This window comes from Spirosoma horti, assembly GCF_054776595.1.
This window is the reverse complement of record NZ_BAAHBQ010000005.1, coordinates 184,087-202,609: the sequence shown is the minus strand read 5'-3', so window position 1 is coordinate 202,609 and position 18,523 is coordinate 184,087. Positions and strand designations below refer to the sequence as shown.

The window sequence follows — 18,523 nt, the reverse complement described above, 5'->3', positions numbered from 1 at the left end:
CCCACATTCGCCCGACTACCCGAAAACGGAGGATAGCCGGGCGAATGTTTGTTCGATCAGCTCAATCGAACAGAAAATAGCGCTTTCGATTTGGCGTATACGTAGGTTACGACGATCAGCGTGACCACGCCACCGAGCATAACTGAAGGAACCGTACCCAGCAAACGGGCCAGTAACCCCGACTCAAAGGCACCGATTTCGTTGGATGAGCTCACGAAAATACCGTTCACGGCGGCCACCCGCCCACGCATGTGATCAGGTGGGAAAATCTGAAGGATCGTTTGACGAATGATAACACTGACACTGTCGAAAGCGCCCGTTAAGGCAAGCATGATCAGCGACAGATAAAAATTCGTTGATAGCGAAAATACGATAGTCGCTATACCAAAACCCGCCACTGAAAGAAGCATATTGCGCCAGGCGTTGTGGGTGGGCGGATGTTTCGTCATGTAGGCCATGGTCAGCAAAGCGCCAATGGATGGAGCAGCCCGTAAAAACCCTAAGCCTTCGGCCCCTACTTTCAGAATGTCTTCGGCAAAAACGGGCAGGATGGCCACGACGCCCCCAAACAACACCGAAAACAGATCGAGCGAGATCGCGTAGAGGACAATCTGGGTCTTGAAGACAAAGCGAAAACCTTCCGTCAAACTCTCCCGCAGACTCAATACCGGCGCATCGGAAACAGGTGTTGGCTTCCGTTCGATGAGTGTAATCAGCAAAAAACAGACCGCCAGCAGGACAATGACCACAATCAGGCTATTGTCGAACCCAACCCAACTGTACAGAAAACCAGCCAAACCCGGCCCGACAATGGCCCCTGCCTGCCAGAATGAACTGCTCCACGTAGCTGAGTTGGCATAGAGTTCGCGCGGTACTAAAAAGGGTTTTATTGACGAACTGGCTGGCGAGTAAAACCCTTTTGCCGTACCAATCAGCATCAGAACCCCATAAATGGTCGCTAACCGGGCGGTTTGTGATAACCCGGCCGCAACAGAGGGTTGAAAGACCAGATACAGAATAACCGAGCCGAGCAAAATAACCAGTAGGCTCCAGAGTAGAATCTGTTTCTTATCCCGCCGGTCGGCAAGGTGACCGCCAAACAACGATAGCGCAATAAAGGGGATGGCTTCGGCCAGACCAACCAAACCCAGCATCAACGGATCGTGGGTGAGTTTGTATAATTCGTAACCCAGAATAACCTCCTGAATCAACAAGGTGGCCGTGATCAGAAAACTGTTCATCACGAAATACCGAAATTCAGGAATGCGAAGTGATGCGAAGGTATCTACTGTGGACTGCTGAGCCATTCTATTGTCGGCGTATAGTATATTTACCGCCTGAGTTTTAATAAGCAACCCAAAATGATGCAATCTCCGTTCCGAACAAGGGTGAAAATTTGCTGCATCAGCAGTTTGGACGAAGCCCGGCTGGCTACCCGGCTGGGTGCCGACGCGCTGGGTTTAGTGGGCCAGATGCCCAGTGGCCCCGGCGTCGTAGGCGATGAACGGGCTGCCGAGATTGTGGCGGCTACACCCCCACCGCTGGCTACGTTCATGCTTACCAGCGAGACCACTGTCGACGCAATCATGGCTCATCAGCTTTGGGTGGGCGCCAATACCATTCAACTCGTCGATGCCGTAGCGCCCGACACGTATGCCCAGCTTCACGCGGCCTTACCAGCCATCAAGCTGGTTCAAGTCATTCATGTACTCGATGAGCGAAACATCGATGAAGCCTTGCAGGCGGTTCAATTTGGGGCCGATGCGTTGCTGCTCGACTCGGGCAATCCAACGCTGGCCATTAAAGAATTAGGCGGCACCGGACGCGTGCATAACTGGCAATTGAGCCGCCAGATTGTCGAACAATCGCCCGTACCTGTGTTTTTGGCGGGGGGCCTGAATTCCGGAAATGTTCGCCAGGCCATTGAATCCGTACAACCCTTTGGCCTCGATATTTGCAGTGGTGTTCGCACCAACGGCCAGTTGGATGAACAAAAGCTGGAAGCGTTTATGAACCTGGTACGATAAAACAGCCGTTACCAACTGTAACCAAACAAAAACGCCCGCACCAAGTGGAGCGGGCGTTTCGAATTCTACCGAGTGCGATTAAGCAACGGCAATTTCTTTCACTAATTTCTCTTCTTTTACCTCAACTTTTGGTAATTCCACCGTGAGGATACCGTCGGTATAAGCGGCTTTGATCGCGTCAGCATTTACCGTTTTGGGTAAGCGGAAGCTGCGTTCGAACGAAGTGAAACCAAACTCCTGCCGGGTAAATTTCCCAGCGGTTTCTTCAGTTTTCGCTTCTGATTGATACGCAATCGTCAACTTGTTATTTTCTACGTTGATTTTCAAATCTTCTTTTTTCAGACCGGGAGCGGCCAGTTCAAGTTGAAAACCAGCTTCTGTTTCTTTAACGTTTACGGCTGGCACGTTAGGCGTCGTATTTTGATACCGGTTGATAACGGGACGGCCATAGAATGGGTTGAAGAAGGTAGGAAAGTTGTTATATCGAACTAAGGTTGCCATTGTCTTATCTGTTTTAGTAGGTTGTTTATTGTCAAACACAAACATCCTTACTCAAATGATGTACCAATCCAATAACTACGCAAAGAAGTGTCATTTTGTCTGATTTCAATCAACTAGAACCGACAAATGATGACATAATGTCCTATAACGGTAAATAACTATTTATTTAGCCAGTTAAAATGGCTGGTTCTTCATCATTACGCTCATTACACGGGGCAACCAGACGCAGACAATTCTGTTATTGGTGTGACCAGATCCACTAATGGCCCAGATAATTAACCTATTCTAGTAAAACACTACACTTTAGTATATTAATAACTTGGTGGATCGGTAACAAACGGCTAATTTTATCGGGCTTAGCCAAGCATGTACTCACCATAACTTACTACTTTGTTTATGAAGCGACATCTACTGCCGCTGCTCACACTGCTTTTGTGTGCCAGTTCTTCCTTTGTTACCCACGCCCAACAATCAGCCGTCGACTTCTTCGATAGCGGAATTACAAAAAGCAAATCGAATGATTTTACAGGGGCTCTACAGGCGTTTAGCATGGCCATTACGATGAACCCCGAAAACTCAGCGAGTTACTATAATCGGGGTTTAGCTAAAGCCAATTTAAAAGATCACCGGGGCGCGATTCTGGATTATGACAAAGCCATTGATCTGAATGGGAAAGATGCGTTGGCTTACCTGAGCCGGGGCGTGAGCAAAAGCCGCCAGGACGACCACCGGGGCGCTTTGCTGGATTACAGCCGCGCTATTGAGCTCAACCCCGACGACCCACAAGCCTACTACAACCGGGGTGTCAGCCGTAGCCGCATCGACCAATACCGGGGTGCACTAGCCGATTTCTCTAAAACAATTGAGTTAGAGCCAACCAATGCCCAGGCCTATTACACACGGGCAGTGACCAAACAAAATCTGGAAGATTATGTAAGCAGCGTCGCTGACTTTACGAAAGTGGTGGAAATAACACCTAAACGGCCACAGGCCTACGCCGGTCGGGGAGTATCGAAAGTGGAGCTAAATGATTTTGCCGGGGCCGTAGTCGATCTGAACAAAGCGATCGAATTAAGTCCTGAAGATGCCGAATCTTATTTTTACTGGGGCTTTGCCAAAAGCAAACTGGACGACTATAAAGCGGCACTTGGCGATTATGACCGGGCCATTTCACTCAAGGGTGAGAACTACCGGGCTTATTATGGCCGGGGTTTTTGCCGAAGCAAACTGGGTGACCAGAAAGGAGCCATTACGGACTTTAATCAGGCTATTGAAATCAACAACGTCAATGTGGACACCAAGGTGGTTTATACAGGCCGAATGACGCATGCTATTCTGGATAATCTCCGCAACGTTGTTCAGGAGCGCAGCAAAATCAACGAGTTGGGTAGCGAACGGGCCGAAGCGTACTTTAGCCGCGGTATTAGCAAAAACAAGCAGGGTGAGCCCAAAGCGGCTATTCTTGACCTTAACAAAGCCATAGAGCTTAGCCCGGCCTATGCCGAAGCGTATTTTAGTCGGGGCATGATTAAGTCGGCTCAGGGCGACCAGAAAGGAGCGCTCACCGATTGCAACAGTGCCATCAAACTAAACCCGCGCTATGCTGAAGTTTATTATGTGCGTGGCCTCATCAAACACAGCCTTGGCGACGAAAACGGTGGTTGCCTCGACTTATCCAAAGCCGGTGAACTAGGCTACAGTCCAGCCTACAAAGTGATTAGTGACTACTGTAATTAAGGGCATGCATAGGGCTTTTGTGCCTTCTTCCCTTATGAAACACCGGATTAAAACCCGACGCAGAGAAGACCTCAGACACACTGCGCCGGGTTTTAATCCGGTGTTTTATAAGAAAACAGTTACTCAAACCGCAGGTGCTTAACCGAATCGCCGGAGGATTCGAGTTCAAGCAGGGCATCGATCCCAATGTCGAGGTGGACATTGACGAACTGGCCCGTCACACGTTTATCACTTTCCTCTGTCTTCACACCCTCGGGCACCAATGGATTGTCGGATACCAGCAACAGGGCACCGTGCGGAATTGAATTGACAAAGCCAACGGTAAAAATAGTCGCCGTCTCCATATCGATAGCCATCGTCCGGATTTCGCGCAGGTAATCTTTAAACTTCTCGTCGTGCTCCCATATTCGCCGATTGGTGGTATATACCGTGCCCGTCCAGTAATCCATTTCGTAGCGTTTGATGGTCGATGAGACCGCGCGCTGCAACCGGAACGAGGGCAATGCCGGAATTTCGGGACGCATGTAATCGTTGCTGGTTCCCTCACCCCGAATGGCCGCAATGGGAAGAACCAGATCACCAATCTGTGTTTTTTTCAATCCACCACATTTACCCAGAAACAACACCGCCTTAGGGTCAACTGCCGAGAGCAGATCCATGACCGTAGCAGCCATGGCGCTACCCATCCCGAAGTTGATGATTGTAATATTGTTGGCAGTCGCGGTTTGCATGGCCCGCCCCATACCGAAAATTTCGACGTCGAACTTCTTGGCGAAGAGCTCGACGTAATTGATGAAGTTGGTCAGCAGAATGTATTCGCCAAATTGCTCGATAGGCGTGCCCGTATAGCGAGGCAGCCAGTTTAAAACGATTTCTTCTTTTGTCTTCATTTTTAATCAGTGAAAGCGTAAACGAACGAACCAGTGAAATCGGATGACAGGGGCCGTCCCGCCCAAAAGCGGAGCCTTTCAACCTGTGTCAGAAGAAGGATTGATCGTTTTTTATTCCGTCTTTCGCTCTTTCACCCTTTCGCTCTTTGTATATTTGAAGCATGGTTGCGCTGAACCTCCCTCCTTTTGATTGTAAAATTAAACAAGTCGAAGGGAAACCCTATATTTTCGATTCATTACGCCGGAAGTACGTTCGGCTATCACCCGAAGAGTGGGTTCGGCAACATATTGTTAATTTATTGTTAACCCACTACGCTTACCCAAAAGCGCTTATTCGCGCCGAAGGTGGGTTGATCCTTAACCAGACCCAGAAGCGTACAGATGTCGTTGTTTTCGACCGACAGGGGCAGCCGTTCCTGGTCGTTGAGTGCAAGGCTCCTCATATTCCCCTGACCCAGTCGGTATTCGATCAGATTGCCCGCTACAATCACGTGCACAAAGCGCCTTACCTAGTCATTTCCAATGGACTGACCCACTACTGTTGTGGTATCGATCATACAACGGCTGCTATTCAATTTCTGGACGACTTTCCGGCATTTATGTAATGTAATGCGGGCAGGATGTCCGCGTTACGGTTACACTGCACCACCACGTTACATAAAAAAATCCCTGCTACCGTTGGATAGCAGGGATTTCTATACGTCGGGCTAACTTAGTTAGCTTTAACAAGTTCTCCACTAGCGCGGATCGTAATTTCGTCGCTAACAACGGCTGCAGGAACTGATCCCAGCGTAAAGTCAGCACGTTTTACTTCACCCGTTACTTTAAAACCAGCCAGGGTTTTCTTGTTTTGTGGGTTGGTAACAGGACCGGTAATAACCGCGTCGAGCGTTACAGGCTTCGTAACACCGTGCATGGTCAGGTCGCCCATCAGTTTGTATTTGTTGCCGGATACTTTGCTGATCGACTTACTTTTGAACGCCAGCGTTGGGTATTTGGCGGCATCGAAGAAATCAGCGCTTTTCAGGTGGCCATCACGTTTTTCCTGGTTCGTGTTAACGCTGTTCACATCGGCGGTCAAGTCGATTTGAGCATCGGTAAAATCAGGTTTCGACGAGGTCATTTTAACATCGAAATCCTGAAATTTGCCATCCACTTCAGACAACATCATGTGTGTTACCGTGAAGGCCAGGTTAGAGTGGGCTTTGTCAAGCGTCCAGTTTTGAGCAAAAGCGCCTACTGAAGCGAACAGCAGTGCAGCGATCATTGTAACTTTTTTCATTGGTCTGCAGTAAAATAGTGATTAGTAAATACAAGTAAAAAAAAACAAAAAACTCTATCAGATAAATTAAGCACGAAGCCGGTCGAGCAGATGACTGAGTGCCGTGGCTTCATCAACCGAAAGCTTATCATGCAATAAGGCGTCCCATTCGCCCTGAAGGGCATCCAGCTGCTTTAGCAACTCCAGTCCCTTCTCTGTAATGACGACGTCTACGGCACGTCGGTCACTCGGGCACTCCGTACGCAGTACTAATTTTTTAAGAACCAGTTTATCCACCAACCTTGATGCGTTCGACATTTTATCGAGCATTCGCTCCGTAATATCAGACACCTTTATGGGATTTGGGAACTGGCCGCGCAAAATTCGTAATACGTTGTATTGCTGTATCGTCAACTTAAATGGCTTCAAAAGCCGTGTCTGGTTATCAGCAAGCCAGTTAGTTGTATAAATCAAATTCACAATCACCCGCTGATAGGATGATTTGAATGGCGCACTCTGCTTAATGTCTGTTTCTATTGACATGCCACAAAGATAGTGTAATTGTATTTAATGTTTCTACATTATATGCATTTATTTTTATCGGTAAGGTACAATCTGCGGAGCCGATAGATCAAAATCACGCAATTTCAAGGTTGGAATGCCTTCAAATGCCTGCCGGAAGGGGATCGTATTGCCCGGAATGTTAGGGTAGTAGGTCAATCTAATCTGGAAACTATTGAAGGTCAGGTTTTCATTCCGCAGACGAAATCCAATGCCATAGCCCTGATAGAGCGGGCCGCTAAACAAAGGCCGTTCGGGAAAGCTAGCCAGGCCAAGGTTAACGAACGTAATAAAAGCAACCCGAAAACCAATCAGGTTCAGCCGGGAGAACAGGATATTTTCGTAATTGATAAGCCAGCGCTTAGTGCCTCGCAAGGCATCGCTGTTAATGCCTATCCCATCGGTATTAAGGCCCCCACCACTACTCCCCAGCGTAATGTATTCGTTACTGAATCGATTGATACCGGTAGTGAAACGGGTATTGAAAAAATGACGCATGTTGCCCCATTTCGTTTTCAACAACGGACTGAAATAGTTCGATTCAAACGAAAAAACGCCCTGCTCAATGTGGCTATTACGAATGTAGCCACCGACATTGACCAATCCATATAGGTATCCCAGGTGCCGGACGTATTTACCCTGTGAAAAATTCAGGCCCACATACAGTCGTCTGCCCAATTCTGCATTATCATAGCCCGCAATACCAGCCACGGTTTCTCCAATGGGCACGTCTTCCGTGCGGCCGAAGCCATAAATTAATACATCGCGCACGTATTTACGGCGGGAATAACCCACACTAAACAGGGTCGTGCGGCTATCCTGATAGATCTGGTTCGTATCGGCGGTTACGTCGGGGCGACGACTATAGGTGTAACGCGTATTGCGCAAAGCCACAATAAGGCGCGAACGGCCTTTTTCGTCCGATTCGCGCCGTTTGTAAAATAAACGAAACGAACGGCCAATCCAGATGTCGGAATAATTATAACCAAGTGGCACCAGCAGCACACTGTCATTGCGGGTAACCAGCCGATTATTGATCTGGGTATGGTTCAATTCGATGGCTCCGGCATACTTCATGTCGGGCGTCAGAAAAGGACGATAGAGCTTTATGGCGACTTGTTTCAAATCACGCAGATACAACAAATCAGCTTCGGCCGTCAGGAAGGTTTTGCCAATGAAGGGAACCGTATAGCGGGACTGGTATTCCAATTTTTGCCGGGGGTCGGTGCCTGAATAAGCCACCTGTGCAAAAAGGTGGTGACCTAATCCCCGGAAATTAAGCTGGTCGAATCCAACGCTGAAGTTGGTTAACCCACCAAAGCCCCCATTGGGCAACAGCGACCAGACATCCTGTGTAATGACATAGACATCCACAAACTGCTTACTGCCAGCCCGTGGCAGGACCAGAATACGTGCATCGTGGAAGATCGACGTCGTCCGCAGTAATCGTTCGTTATCGCGCAACACATTCGGATCAAGCACATCGCCCTGCTGAAAAAGCAGGTAAGAGTTCCGAATAACGTGCTCACGAGTGTTAAAGTGCAGGCGATTCCCCGTTCGCTCAACCCAGTTGGCCGGCTTGCGCAGGGTGTCATATACGGTCTGGCCAAATACGCCAAGCCTCCGGATATAGATATCCCCAATGATTTTGCCTTCAAAAATTCGGAAGGGATTTACCTCGATCTGATTAACCTCTCCCGTTGCCGTCCGGCTATTGTAAACATCCTGGAATATGGCGTCGTATAATTGCCGGGTCAGCCGGTGCTTATACATCTTTGTTTTCAGTTTACTGTAAAAAACGCTGTCGCGCAGCATCAGTACGCTGTCCGCCGTCACCGAGCGAATGATCGCCAACGAATCCGGGTAGCCCTGTTGAATTGGTTTAGGCGTTAGGGTATCTGCTTTGATCTGACTGGTTGGTGTGGAGGGTACTTGTTTGGGACTTATTTTCCGCTGGCTGCTATCCGTCTGCGCAACTGCACTGGCTGAGTATCCGACAATGCATACCAACCACACCAACGAATGGCGCAGGAACGATATATACATGGACAGATACTGTTTCTTCATTGCTTCATACGGGTGCCTTATGCGGTTTCCAGTAAACGATTACCTGGCAATAGTACCAATAAACTTACTAACTATACGGCTCCTTACTTATCCGTTTTACTTACGTAGTCATACAAGCGGCAGTTAGAACATAGCCGGGACAAATAGTTTAATGAACACCGCCGACAGAACAGGCCCCTTCAGCTTCCAACCGCTTTTGAAGCCATAAGTCCCGTTGTCGTTCGGGGCCAAACTGAAAATAATGGAAGCCAAACGGTTCAAAGCCCATCTTTTCGTAAAATGCTCTTGCCCGGTAATTTCGCTCCCACACCCCCAGCCATACGGCCTTGTATCCTTGTGCGCTGGCCCAGTCAATACAATACTGTAATAACGCTCGACCCTGCCCCTGCCCTATCTGCGACTGCAATAAATAAATTCGCTGAATCTCTACAGCATTACGCTGTTTCATGCGTCTTGGTGGCGTATGCTTCCTTAATTTTGCATACCCAATTGGTGTGCCATCGGGCAAAACCATCAGAAAAAAAGTTGATCGGGCATCCAGCAACTCAGCCTCCAAGATCGGCTGTGTAATGGCCGAGGCAATATACTCCTCAACAAGTTCGGTCGGGTTGTGGGGCGGCCCAAAAGCCTCACGCATGGTTACGGCTGATAGATTGGTAAGCCGGGCAGCATCAGCAAGGGTTGCAGATCGGATAAGCAAGTGAATGTATGTTAAAGGTGAATTATAAATGATACCTGATGGGTTATCAGCCTGATGATCTACGAATATAGTGTGAAATTTACCCGATGCATACCCATACTCACGACTCACTCATCCCTATCGTTCATAATTAATCGTTCGTTTATTCGTGTTAACCTTACGTTACCCTTTAATTCTGGCATCGGGGTCGCCCCGCCGGAAACAACTCATGATGGATGCGGGCTTTTCCTTTACCATCGAGACACGCACAACCGATGAGTTATTTCCCGCAACGATGCCTGTCGATGCAGTCGCGGAATACCTGGCCCGGCAGAAAGCAGAGCAGTTTCTGACCGACCTATCCGACAACCAGACCCCGGCTCGAATTGTCCTTTGTGCCGATACGGTTGTTATCCTGGGCAATCAGATCCTGAACAAACCACAGGATGAGGCCGAAGCCCGCCGAATGCTGCGCGCTCTTTCCGGAAATACTCACCGCGTTCGTACGGGCGTTGCGATTCTGGCACCGGACCCCAACGGCGATCCGCAATTATACTCCTTTACGGACGAAACCATCGTACAGTTTTCATCCCTCACCGACGATGAGATTACGTATTACATCCGCGAATGTAAACCCTTCGATAAAGCCGGGTCGTATGGCGCCCAGGATTTCGTGGGCCTGGTGGGTATCGAGCGGCTCGAAGGGTCCTTTTACACCGTGATGGGATTACCCACACATCGGGTGTATCAGGCCTTGAAAGCGTATGCCGTGTAACCACGGTGGCAGCTTACACCACATCGCCCCCGGTCGTGCAGGGTACAGTTGATAAACAATCGATAAACTCATCGGTAACTTTCTCCGTTTGGTAGTGAGTAGCAATCCTTCTTTGAATGCAATCTGATTTTTCTGGCATAAACACCCCGCAGACCAACGCGTCGATTAACCCGTTATCTGCCAACCAACTTCATACGGGCCATTCGGGTGTTCATTACGAAATTTTCGTTCGTTCCTTCGCAGACTCGAATGGCGACGGCATCGGTGACCTCAACGGCGTTACCAGCAAGCTTGATTACCTGAAAGACCTCGGCGTCTCAGCCATCTGGCTTATGCCCATTAGCCCCTCGCCAACCTACCATAAATACGATGTCACGGACTACTACGGCATTGATCCGGAATACGGCACGATGGCCGATTTCAGGCGACTTATTGCCGAAGCTCATCAGCGGGACATAGCCGTTGTTATCGACCTGGTCCTGCACCATACCAGTATCCATCACCCCTGGTTCCAGGAAGCAGCCAAAGGACCCGACAATCCCTACTGGCACTATTACAAGTGGTTACGACCCGATGAAATTAAACGACGTAAGCTGGCCACCCGCGATATTACGGCCGATTCGGGCGAGAAAAATCCCTGGCATTCCGTAAAAGGAGCGACCTACCCTGAGCAATACTATGGCATGTTCTGGAGCGGCATGCCCGACCTGAACTTCGACTACCGTCCGCTGCGCGAAGAAGTCTTTTCCATTGCCCGTTTTTGGCTTACCGATGTGGGGGTCGATGGCTTCCGGCTCGATGCCGCCCGGCACCTTTACCGGGAATCGGAAGAGCCCAAAAACCATGAGTTCTGGCAGGAGTTCGGTCGCGTGGTCGAAACGGCAAAGCCAGGTGCCTACACGGTGGGAGAAGTATGGACCCGCCCCGAACGCATTGCGCCGTATTTTCGGGGCTTGAAAGCCAACTTCAATTTTGACCTGCAACTGATGTTAACCGAAATCGTTCGGCAGGAAGATGACACCGAGGATCTGGTTGAATTTCTGTCGTATGTTCACAAAACATTCAGCAAGGTCAATCCACAATTTATTGATGCGCTGCTTCTGTCCAATCATGACCAGAACCGCATTGGCAGTATGCTGAAAGGCAATATTACTCACCTGAAAGTAGCGGCTAATCTGTTGCTTACCCTCCCGGGCCTGCCTTATCTCTATTATGGCGAAGAGATCGGTATGCTGGGCATGAAACCCGACGAGACCATCCGCGAACCCTTCCTGTGGGACATTCGCACCAACGATACGCAGCGCACCCGCTGGCGACGGGGCAAGTACAGCACCAGCCAGACCGTACGGCCACTGGCGCAGCAACAAACCGATCCGGATTCACTTTTCTCGCATTACAAACGCCTGATTCACTACCGAAACAACCATCCGGTTTTAACGGACAACCTCAGTCGGCTTTTACCCACCGGTATCCGCCAGAAAGGCATCATTGCGTTTGTGCGGCAGGCCTCTACCGCTGATGGCCCACTCGTATTAGTGGTCCACAACCTTACCAAAAAGCCCATTGAAGTCGTCTTTTCGCCGGACGAGTCCTGGTGTCGCTGTGTTATTTTTGAGACCATCCCTGGCAGTTCGTTCACCGGCGACCGGCTACTAGTGCCAGGGTATGGATGCGTGATTGTAGAATAACTAACGCCGATTCGACGGCCCAAACGCCGACTTCTGCTTTCAGGGGCCGGTATGATCAGCAACCATCCGCGATAGTCGGGATACCAAGTATTTTGTCATCAACAACCATCCCAGGCACAACCAGGCAACTAACCGCATCAGCAATGCTCGTTCATCGGGGAAGCCCAACGGGATGAATGGAGCGCAGGCGGGGCGAGCCGGTGCCCGTCCGGGTCGGCAACAACCGGACCAACGAGGCAGCGACCGGACTCACGCGGAGCGGCCATAAGGACGCAGCCCGCGCTAAGTACTTAGATGCAGAGGCCATGCAAACGTCTGATTTAGCGAGTTTACCCCTATAAATCAGACGTTTTGTCTACCGACAAAACACGGGCACGTAAAAAATGGTATGCATAAGCCGTATAACTTGTTCTTTACGGCCTTTAGTATTCAGGAATACGCGTATCGAGTTCCCAATGCTTCCTCAACAACATGACTAAAATTATCGTATGCTTACTGCTTCTCGTTTCCTGTCGGATACAAGCACAGCCGCCTAAAGCCATCCGCCCAAATATCATTTTCATCCTCGCAGATGATCTGGGATTCGGAGATGTAGGTATCAATGGGCAAAATCTGATCAAAACTCCCACCCTCGACCGAATGGCGGCCGAAGGTATTCAGTTCAGGCAGTTCTATGCGGGCACTTCAGTTTGCGCGCCCTCCCGGTCGTCGCTCATGACGGGGCAACACACAGGCCATACGTATATTCGGGGTAATAAAGAAGTACAACCCGAAGGCCAGCAACCCCTTGCCGACTCAGTGGTGACCATGGCAGAACTTCTAAAAAAAGCCGGATACGCGACAGCCGCGTTTGGCAAGTGGGGACTGGGACCTGTCTGTTCGGAAGGTGACCCGACAAAACAGGGTTTCGACCAATTCTACGGCTATAACTGTCAGGCTCTGGCACACCGCTCTTACCCCAATCACCTCTGGGATAATGACAAAAAGGTGGTCCTGGCCACCAACAAAAATCTGACGCAAACGAATGAGTTTGCGCCCGATATGATCCAGAAAAAGGCGCTGAAATACCTGGATAACCGCAAAAGCAACCAGCCCTTCTTTCTGTTTCTGCCCTATACCCTGCCTCATGCGGAGCTGGTTCCGCCTACCGATAGTCTGTTTGCCTACTATAAAGGGAAATTTGCCGAAACCCCGTATGCCGGTGCCAATTACGGTCCTAACGCAAAAACGGGAGGTTATGCTTCGCAAAGCCACCCCCATGCGGCCTATGCGGCACTGGTAGCTCGGCTGGATAAGTATGTAGGCCAGATTCTGGCTAAGTTAAAAGCAAAAGGGCTTGATAAAAATACGCTCGTTATCTTCTCGAGTGACAATGGCCCACACAAAGAAGGCGGTGGTGATCCTGTCTTTTTCAACAGCAGTGGCGGCTTTCGCGGAGTTAAACGGGATCTTTACGAAGGTGGTATTCGGGAACCATTTATTGCCCGCTGGCCCGGCGTCATCAAGCCTGCTACACAAAGCGATTTTGTGGGTGCCTTCTGGGATTTGCTACCCACCTTTGCCGAGCTGGCCGGTGCCAAAATACCCCCTAAACTTGACGGCATCTCGTTTGTGCCCTCACTGACGGGTAAAAGCCCGCAGAGAACACACGATTACCTCTATTGGGAATTTCATGAGGACGGGGGCAAACAGGCTGTCCGGCAGGGAAACTGGAAAGCCGTACGGTTACAGGCATCCAGTAATCCCAACGGCCCTATCGAACTGTATGACCTCTCGAAAGACCCCGCCGAGACGCATGACATAGCGGCCAAATTTCCCGACAAGGTCAGGTACCTCAGCAAGCTTATGGCCCAGTCTCATACCGAATCGGCGTTGTTCCCCTTTGCCAAACGCTAGGGCGTATATGACACCCGTCTTGACGCAGTTAGCCACTAATTACCAACTGATTAGCGGATCATCAGGCGTTCTTTAGCCAGTAAGCCATTCGAGAAAGCCTATAAATTCTGATGGAATCGATAACCGACTAGTGTCGATCTTTCTATCTTTGCCCAATTTATAGGTATACTGCTCTCATGGCCCCATCGACCCATCGAACTTCCCTAAGTGTCCGCCATTTGGTGGGTATCAAAGACCTGACCGAATCTGACATTCAATTAATTCTGGATACGGCCGGGCAATTTAAAGAAGTTATTAACCGCCCCATCAAGAAAGTCCCCTCGCTGCGCGATGTGACCATCGCCAACGTTTTTTTTGAAAACTCGACCCGCACCCGGCTCTCGTTCGAGCTGGCCGAAAAGCGCCTGTCGGCCGATGTTGTGAATTTTTCGGCGTCGGGCAGCTCCGTCAAAAAAGGCGAAACCCTACTCGATACGGTCAATAACATTCTGGCCATGAAGGTCGATATGGTCGTGATGCGCCACAGCAGTCCCGGCGCTCCTCATTACCTCACCAAACACATTAAGGCCAATGTGGTCAATGCAGGCGATGGCACCCACGAGCATCCTACTCAGGCCCTGCTGGACTCCTTTTCCATTCGCGAAAAATTAGGTGATGTAGCCGGAAAACGGGTGGCCATCATTGGTGATATTACCCACTCTCGTGTGGCCTTATCTAATATTTTTTGTTTGCAAAAACAGGGCGCAGAGGTCATGGTGTGTGGCCCTAAGACACTCATTCCCAAACACATTGAAGCACTGGGCGTAAAAGTAGGGCACGATGTTCGGCAGGCGCTGGCCTGGTGCGATGTGGCCAACGTATTGCGTATTCAGCTAGAGCGGCAGCAAATCAAATATTTCCCGTCTCTGCGCGAGTATTCTCTTTACTTCGGTATTTCCAAGCAGATGCTCGACGAACTGGATCGCCCCATTGTACTCATGCACCCCGGCCCCATCAATCGGGGCGTCGAGCTTACGTCGGATGCGGCCGATTCGTCGCACTCGATCATCCTGGATCAGGTTGAAAACGGGGTTGCTGTGCGAATGGCGGTGCTGTACCTGCTCGCACAACTGTAGGGCTATCCGTCTGCGTGCCCTTCAGCCAAAGAAAAGCCTACTACTGCTACCAATGGTGAGCGCAGCAGTAGGCTAATGACCAACAAGTTAATTTATTTATTTCAGAAAAATCTCGTCGTTATCTGTCACAAACATCCGCGTACTTTCGGTGTAGGTACCGCCCGTTGGCGCTTTATAGGTCAAATCGACGTAAAAGGCCCGGAAACCCGATGCCGGGTACACTTCATTTACAGAAAACGTGGCTTTATTCTTGATGCCCAGGCTTTTACCTTCCCATTTCTCATCCTGAAATATCATATCTGTCGAATTCGCTGACCAGACCGTAACATTTTCGAGTTTATCGGACGTTGCTTTCATGGTGACATCTACGCCTTTCTTGGTGGTCGACACACGCCATTGACAGGCTGGGTAAGGTTGCCGGGCTAAGGTGTTTCCGAAGAAGGCGTTCAGCGCTTCCAGTGCCTGTCGTTTGTCGCCCAGGTCATGACCAACGTTGGGAACATAATGAATGTAATTCTCGCCCGGAATCTGACCGATATAATGCTTGACGGCATCGACAGTCCAATACTCGTCATTTGTGCCCATGAAAAGCATTTTGGGCATGGTTAATTTTTTACGGTACGAATAAGGATCAATCATTTCATTGATGGCAGCGCCCTCTTTAGTATGAGCACTCTGCGGAATACCAATTTTCACGTAATCATCGATCTGTTCGCTATACTTATTCCAGACCTTCATCTGATAATCCAGGTTGACGGGCATGTTCAGGATATCGATTACCATCGGGGCAATGGCCGTCACCCGTTTATCACTCGCTCCCGTCAGCCACGTGGTCCAGCCGCGCTTGGAGGCCCCCGATACCACAAAGCGATTCACCTCTTTGTGAAGCGTTTCGTTGGCCAGCGCCTGTACCGCATCCATCGCCCGAACGGCACTTTTTACCATCGGAAACAGCAACGGCCAGGAATAGTCACCGTCTTGTTTAAACTGATGTAGGGTATACGAAATCAAGGCATCTTCGGTGAGGTTCCCGTATAACGGCTGGTTGGGTGTCTGGCGTAGTACGGCTGCAATGGCGTTGTTTTTGGTAGCCAGCGTACTGATTGCCCGATTGAATCCGTCCTCCCGTTTGTTCCAGTTAGGTTCGCCTTCTTTAACTGATCCACCCGTAATAAACAGCAGCGCCCCATCGTGTTTGATTTCCTTCGGGACGAGTACAGTCAGTTGGTGCTTCCAGGTATGTTCCCGCCATTTCTGGGAAGTCAACAGGACTTCGTAGGCCGTAATGTCGCCATAGGTGTAGGTGTCTTTTACTTCCCACTTAAACGTTTTATCGCCATTATGCAGGTAACTTTCCAACGCCGTTGAGGGTGTAATGCCATCAGTTGGTTTTAAGGCATTAAATGAAAAAAGCGTACTGACACTGATAAGGCCAAGAAAGGCAAGGGTTTTCAGGAAATAGGATTTCATTTTTGTATCTGAGGTTAAATTCATGTGTAGCGCGGACATCCTGTCCGCGCTACGTTCGGTCTATTCATCAGCTTTAAAAATTCGGCAAGCAGCTTCGTTCATGTGCATTCCGGTGGTATTTTCTCCGACACCCGTGCGGCTTACAGCCAACAGGCTTGACCCTATTGACAGGCTTCGCTGGAGTGATCAGCCAACCGTACACCAATGACACGCTCGTTACCAGGGCTTACCGGTACCCTGAACCAGCCATGGTTTTGACCAGGCACTGTTTTTACCATCAGACTGCGAGTTGGCCGTCACCTCCAGTTTGTCCATAGCCGCAGTCGAATTGGTCTTGTTGAGGTTCAATTCATCCCGCATGTAATAGAACCGAAGCGGCAAGGCTTTCCGTTTAGCCGCGTAACCAGTTGCTAAGGCTGGCAAACCCGTCCGGCGATAATCGAACCAGGATTCGGTAGCGTTCGTCCAGCTCGCAATCCACTTCTGGCCAATGACCTGCGCCAGCGTTGCGTCATAGGCGACTCCTTTCTGCGCAATAAATGCCGTGTAGCTGCTGGCCAGTCCCCAGGCCGTAAGCGAGGCTTTAACGCCCGCTTCATAATGCGTTTTGGCATCGCCGGCTGCCCATCCTTTCTGGGCGGCCTCGGCCAGAATAAAATGTACTTCAGCGGCCGATACCAACCGGGCTTTCAGCAAGGTTCCTTTAGCCTGCATGTAGAGTTCATTGAGGTAGGAAACGTGCGGATTGTAGGATGTCTGGCCCGGCGTTGGGTTGAAGTTGTAGCCAGAAGGAAGCTGAGAAACACTGGGCGGCAGACCAACATAGTTCGGGTCTGTATCAATTTGAGTCGTTCCCACTTTATCCGGCGATAAATACCGAACGCCATTCACGATTTTATCCGTACCAACTGGCAGCGTTGCATCGACAGCCAATGGAATCTCTACCTTTTTGGCCCACAGTGCCAGCCGTGGATCGCTGGTTGCCTGCATGGGCTTGAGCAGGGTCGAACACATTTTGATCCGGCGGTAGTTGCTGCCACTGATGTCGAACACCGTATTGGATGGCCAGGCATCGCCCGAATTATTACCCACAAAAGCCATCGTTGCATCGGCAGATGCATCGTCGATGATGGGATATTGCGCTGGATTGGCTACGATTTTCTCGATGCCTGCCTTAGCCACTTCGGGTTGTTTGGCCGAAATGCGCATGTAATACCGAAGCTTGAGTGAATTGGCCAGTTTTTGCCATTTAGCCGGATCACCCGCGTAATACACATCCGCACTTTCGACAATACTGCCGTACGACGCTTTGGGTTTCGAGAGCAAGGTGCTGGCCTTATCCAGGTCAGCCAGAATACCGGCATAAATAACATCCTGGCTATCATATTTCGGCGCAATACCTCCCGACTCTCCTTTTAAGGCTTCGGTATAAGGCGCATCTCCCCATAAGTCGGTTATCAGGCCGAAGATCATCGATTTCATCACCAACGCCACACCTTGCTGGAATGGCATGTCCAGCGTAACCGCACGCTGATAGAGCAGGTCATTGTTGCGGAGCAGATCATAATAAGCCGTCCAGCTCTGATCGCCCCCCCAGTCATAATCATTGTGCTCACTAAACCAGGCGTCTTTCTGCGTATGCTGCACCACGCCGGCAATATTCTGAAAACCTAAGTTGACGAAGGCTTTGCCCGTTTCTGTCAGTACAGTCGGCAGCACCAGGTTCGGGTTCACCGTTTCGGGCTGAACGCCATTGGGGTTTACGTTCAGATCGGTGAGGTCTTTACAGGAAAATAAAAGCGAGAGAAACAGAATGGGAAGGACCGTATTCTTTTTGAAAATAGTCATGGCAGAAT

17 protein-coding genes are annotated in these 18,523 nt (G+C 49.9%); 7 read left to right on the top strand and 10 right to left on the bottom strand.

Annotation, left to right across the window (positions count from 1 at the left end; translation table 11 throughout):
* Positions 1–56: 56 nt before the first annotated feature.
* Positions 57–1,307 carry an MFS transporter gene (locus tag ACYVAM_RS15870; RefSeq protein WP_461068650.1) on the bottom strand — a complete coding sequence of 417 codons (1,251 nt, stop codon included), beginning with the start codon at positions 1,305–1,307 and terminating at the stop codon, positions 57–59.
* Positions 1,308–1,361: 54 nt separating this feature from the next.
* On the opposite strand from ACYVAM_RS15870, the gene ACYVAM_RS15865 reads away from it, so the two are divergent.
* On the top strand, positions 1,362–2,027 hold the full coding sequence (locus tag ACYVAM_RS15865) for a phosphoribosylanthranilate isomerase (RefSeq protein ID WP_461068648.1): 666 nt from the start codon (positions 1,362–1,364) through the stop codon (positions 2,025–2,027).
* A 78-nt stretch (positions 2,028–2,105) separates the two neighbouring features.
* Here the strand turns inward: ACYVAM_RS15865 and ACYVAM_RS15860 are convergent, their stop codons facing one another.
* Positions 2,106–2,528, bottom strand: a complete 423-nt coding sequence (locus ACYVAM_RS15860; protein WP_461068646.1) for an Hsp20/alpha crystallin family protein — start codon at positions 2,526–2,528, stop codon at positions 2,106–2,108.
* A 396-nt stretch (positions 2,529–2,924) separates the two neighbouring features.
* On the opposite strand from ACYVAM_RS15860, the gene ACYVAM_RS15855 reads away from it, so the two are divergent.
* The gene (locus ACYVAM_RS15855) at positions 2,925–4,265 is read left to right on the top strand and encodes a tetratricopeptide repeat protein (protein WP_461068644.1); all 1,341 of its coding nucleotides are present in this window, start codon (positions 2,925–2,927) and stop codon (positions 4,263–4,265) included.
* Between the two features lie 119 nt (positions 4,266–4,384).
* Here the strand turns inward: ACYVAM_RS15855 and ACYVAM_RS15850 are convergent, their stop codons facing one another.
* Complete coding sequence (locus tag ACYVAM_RS15850; RefSeq protein ID WP_461068642.1) at positions 4,385–5,155, bottom strand: AMP nucleosidase; 771 nt, start codon at positions 5,153–5,155, stop codon at positions 4,385–4,387.
* Positions 5,156–5,316: 161 nt separating this feature from the next.
* Between ACYVAM_RS15850 and ACYVAM_RS15845 the strand changes: the two genes are divergently transcribed.
* On the top strand, positions 5,317–5,760 hold the full coding sequence (locus tag ACYVAM_RS15845; protein WP_461068640.1) for a type I restriction enzyme HsdR N-terminal domain-containing protein: 444 nt from the start codon (positions 5,317–5,319) through the stop codon (positions 5,758–5,760).
* A gap of 107 nt (positions 5,761–5,867) precedes the next feature.
* Here the strand turns inward: ACYVAM_RS15845 and ACYVAM_RS15840 are convergent, their stop codons facing one another.
* The 4 genes from ACYVAM_RS15840 to ACYVAM_RS15825 all read right to left on the bottom strand — a co-directional run bounded on the left by ACYVAM_RS15840 (position 5,868) and on the right by ACYVAM_RS15825 (position 9,744).
* Positions 5,868–6,437, bottom strand: coding sequence for a YceI family protein (locus ACYVAM_RS15840; protein WP_461068638.1), 570 nt, complete (start codon positions 6,435–6,437; stop codon positions 5,868–5,870).
* Positions 6,438–6,503: 66 nt separating this feature from the next.
* Entirely contained in the window at positions 6,504–6,959 is a 456-nt protein-coding gene (locus tag ACYVAM_RS15835) for a MarR family winged helix-turn-helix transcriptional regulator (protein WP_461068636.1), read from the bottom strand.
* Positions 6,960–7,013: 54 nt separating this feature from the next.
* Positions 7,014–9,044 carry a hypothetical protein gene (locus ACYVAM_RS15830; protein ID WP_461068634.1) on the bottom strand — a complete coding sequence of 677 codons (2,031 nt, stop codon included), beginning with the start codon at positions 9,042–9,044 and terminating at the stop codon, positions 7,014–7,016.
* Between the two features lie 148 nt (positions 9,045–9,192).
* A complete protein-coding gene (locus ACYVAM_RS15825; protein WP_461068632.1) occupies positions 9,193–9,744 on the bottom strand; it encodes a GNAT family N-acetyltransferase in 552 nt (183 codons plus the stop codon).
* A 148-nt stretch (positions 9,745–9,892) separates the two neighbouring features.
* Here ACYVAM_RS15825 and ACYVAM_RS15820 point away from each other — a divergent pair, with 148 nt between their 5' ends.
* Entirely contained in the window at positions 9,893–10,498 is a 606-nt protein-coding gene (locus tag ACYVAM_RS15820) for a Maf family protein (protein ID WP_461068630.1), read from the top strand.
* 116 nt (positions 10,499–10,614) lie between these two features.
* Positions 10,615–12,186, top strand: a complete 1,572-nt coding sequence (locus tag ACYVAM_RS15815; RefSeq protein WP_461068628.1) for an alpha-amylase family glycosyl hydrolase — start codon at positions 10,615–10,617, stop codon at positions 12,184–12,186.
* Positions 12,187–12,337: 151 nt separating this feature from the next.
* Here the strand turns inward: ACYVAM_RS15815 and ACYVAM_RS15810 are convergent, their stop codons facing one another.
* Entirely contained in the window at positions 12,338–12,493 is a 156-nt protein-coding gene (locus tag ACYVAM_RS15810; RefSeq protein ID WP_461068626.1) for a hypothetical protein, read from the bottom strand.
* Positions 12,494–12,657: 164 nt separating this feature from the next.
* On the opposite strand from ACYVAM_RS15810, the gene ACYVAM_RS15805 reads away from it, so the two are divergent.
* Together ACYVAM_RS15805 and ACYVAM_RS15800 are read left to right on the top strand one after the other, a co-directional pair.
* The gene (locus ACYVAM_RS15805) at positions 12,658–14,082 is read left to right on the top strand and encodes an arylsulfatase (RefSeq protein ID WP_461068624.1); all 1,425 of its coding nucleotides are present in this window, start codon (positions 12,658–12,660) and stop codon (positions 14,080–14,082) included.
* 176 nt (positions 14,083–14,258) lie between these two features.
* The gene (locus ACYVAM_RS15800) at positions 14,259–15,197 is read left to right on the top strand and encodes an aspartate carbamoyltransferase catalytic subunit (protein ID WP_461068622.1); all 939 of its coding nucleotides are present in this window, start codon (positions 14,259–14,261) and stop codon (positions 15,195–15,197) included.
* 96 nt (positions 15,198–15,293) lie between these two features.
* Here ACYVAM_RS15800 and ACYVAM_RS15795 read toward each other — a convergent pair whose 3' ends face one another.
* Complete coding sequence (locus tag ACYVAM_RS15795) at positions 15,294–16,667, bottom strand: PhoPQ-activated pathogenicity-related family protein (protein ID WP_461068621.1); 1,374 nt, start codon at positions 16,665–16,667, stop codon at positions 15,294–15,296.
* Between the two features lie 216 nt (positions 16,668–16,883).
* Positions 16,884–18,515 (bottom strand): SusD/RagB family nutrient-binding outer membrane lipoprotein, encoded by a 1,632-nt coding sequence (locus tag ACYVAM_RS15790; protein WP_461068620.1) that lies wholly within the window; start codon positions 18,513–18,515, stop codon positions 16,884–16,886.
* Between the last annotated feature and the right edge of the window lie 8 nt (positions 18,516–18,523).